The organism is Solirubrobacter phytolaccae (assembly GCF_027587195.1).
Classification (GTDB): domain Bacteria; phylum Actinomycetota; class Thermoleophilia; order Solirubrobacterales; family Solirubrobacteraceae; genus Solirubrobacter; species Solirubrobacter phytolaccae.
The window spans coordinates 1-1,737 of record NZ_JAPDDP010000159.1 but is presented as its reverse complement, the minus strand read 5'-3'; the positions used below and the strand labels follow the sequence as shown (position 1 = coordinate 1,737).

The window sequence follows — 1,737 nt, the reverse complement described above, 5'->3', positions numbered from 1 at the left end:
GGCGCCGGCGGCGCGCGGCGGAGGCGCGTGCGTTGCTGCGCGCCGCGCGGGACACGTTCGAGGCGCTCGACATGGCGGTGCCGGCCGAGCGGGCGCGGAGCGAGCTGCGCGCGGCGGGCGAGGCGGTGCGCACGGCGGCGGTCGACCCGGCGATCGTGCTGTCGCCGCAGGAGCTGCAGATCGCGCGGATGGCCGCCGAAGGTCTGTCGAACCGCGACATCGGCAGCACGCTCTACCTCTCGCACCGCACGATCGGGTCGCACCTATACCGGATCTTCCCCAAGCTCGGGGTGGCTTCGCGCGGCGAGCTGCGCGCCCTGCTGGCTCAGTAGCCGAGCGTCTCCAGCGCGGCCCCGACGCCCGCGCGCGAGGACACGTCGAGCTTCGGGAAGATCTTCGCCAGGTGGTGGCCGACCGTGCGCGGCGACAGCGCGAGGTCGGCCGCGATCGCCCGGTTGGTCATCCCGCGCGCGGCCATCCGCGCGATCTCGAGCTCCTGCGGCGTGAGCCGGTCCAGCCCGTCCTGGGAGCGGTGCGCGGTCTCGGCCGTCGCGGCGAGCTCGCGCTGCGCGCGCTCCACCCACGGGCCGACGTCGAGGTCGGTGAAGAGCGCGACCGCCTCGCGCAGCGGCTCCCGCGAGTCGGCCACGCGGCGCCGCCGGCGCAGGCGCATGCCGTGCACGAGCAGCACGCGCGCGTACGTGAACGGCACGGCCGGCGTGATCGTCGCGGTCGCCAGCGCGAACGCGGCGTCCGCGTCGTCGTCGGCCAGCGCGGCGTCGTCGTCCGCCAGCGCAGCGTCGTCGTCCGCGTCGTCATCGCCGGCGAGCACGAGCGCGGCGTGCGCGCGGGCGACCGCCGAGCGTGGATGATCGGGCGCGTCGGCGAGCAGCCGGCGGACCGTCGCTTGCTCGTCCGGGGTGCTGGCCGCCTCGGCCAGGTCGCCGAGCAGGGTCGCCGCCGTGCCCGGGTCGAACGCGGGATCGGTCGGATCGACAGGCCGCAGCAGCTGCGCGAACGCCTCCCCGGGCCGGCCGCCCGCGAGCGCGACCGCCCCGCGGGCGCCCTGCACGAGCGCGAGCATGTACACGGTCCGCAGCCGCAGCGCGACCCGCTCGGCCTCGGCCGCCTGATGCTCGGCCTCCTCCTCGTCGCCGCGCAGCGCCGCGACGGTCGCGAGCGCCGTCCGCGCGAGCGCCCCCCAGAGCGGCTGCCGCAACTCCGCGCAGAGCGCCACGGCCTCCTCCCCGTCCGCCCGCGCCCGGTCAAGCGCCGACGCCCCGAGCTGCACTCGTGCGGAGAGCGCGAGCACCTGCGCGAGCCGTGTCCGCCGCCGCTGCGCCCGCAACTCGTGCACGGCCCGGTCGAGCAGCGCGGCCGCGAGCCGATCGTCGCCCGAGAAGTGCGCGAGATACCCACGCAGGGACAGCGCGACGGGATCGTCCCCGGCCGCGCCCCGGCTGAAGCGCCGTGCCGCGCCCTCGCTGGGCCGCCCGTCGGCGCCGAGCGAGACGACGTCCGCGACCGCGCCATCCCCGCGCGCGAACCGGCCGTGCGCCGCGCCACGAGCCGCTACGGCTTCGCCGCCGCCCGGCGAGAACCGGCCGCGCGACGACACGCCTCCGTCGCCGTCCGCCACGCCCTCGCCGCCGCCCGCCATGAACCGGCCGCGCGCCGACGTACCCGACGATGCCGCACATGGCCGTCCTCCTTCCGGTTCAAGACTCAGAGCGCGCA

At 77.5% G+C, this 1,737-nt stretch carries 2 protein-coding genes; one reads left to right on the top strand and one right to left on the bottom strand.

The genetic code is table 11. The features are described from left to right. Positions 1-332 (top strand): response regulator transcription factor (locus tag OJ997_RS36195; RefSeq protein ID WP_270030339.1); only part of this gene is annotated, 332 nt, incomplete at its 5' end. Here the strand turns inward: OJ997_RS36195 and OJ997_RS36190 are convergent. Then, positions 326-1,660 carry a helix-turn-helix transcriptional regulator gene (locus OJ997_RS36190; RefSeq protein ID WP_270030338.1) on the bottom strand — a complete coding sequence of 445 codons (1,335 nt, stop codon included), beginning with the start codon at positions 1,658-1,660 and terminating at the stop codon, positions 326-328. The genes OJ997_RS36195 and OJ997_RS36190 overlap by 7 nt on opposite strands. Positions 1,661-1,737 lie beyond the last annotated feature (77 nt).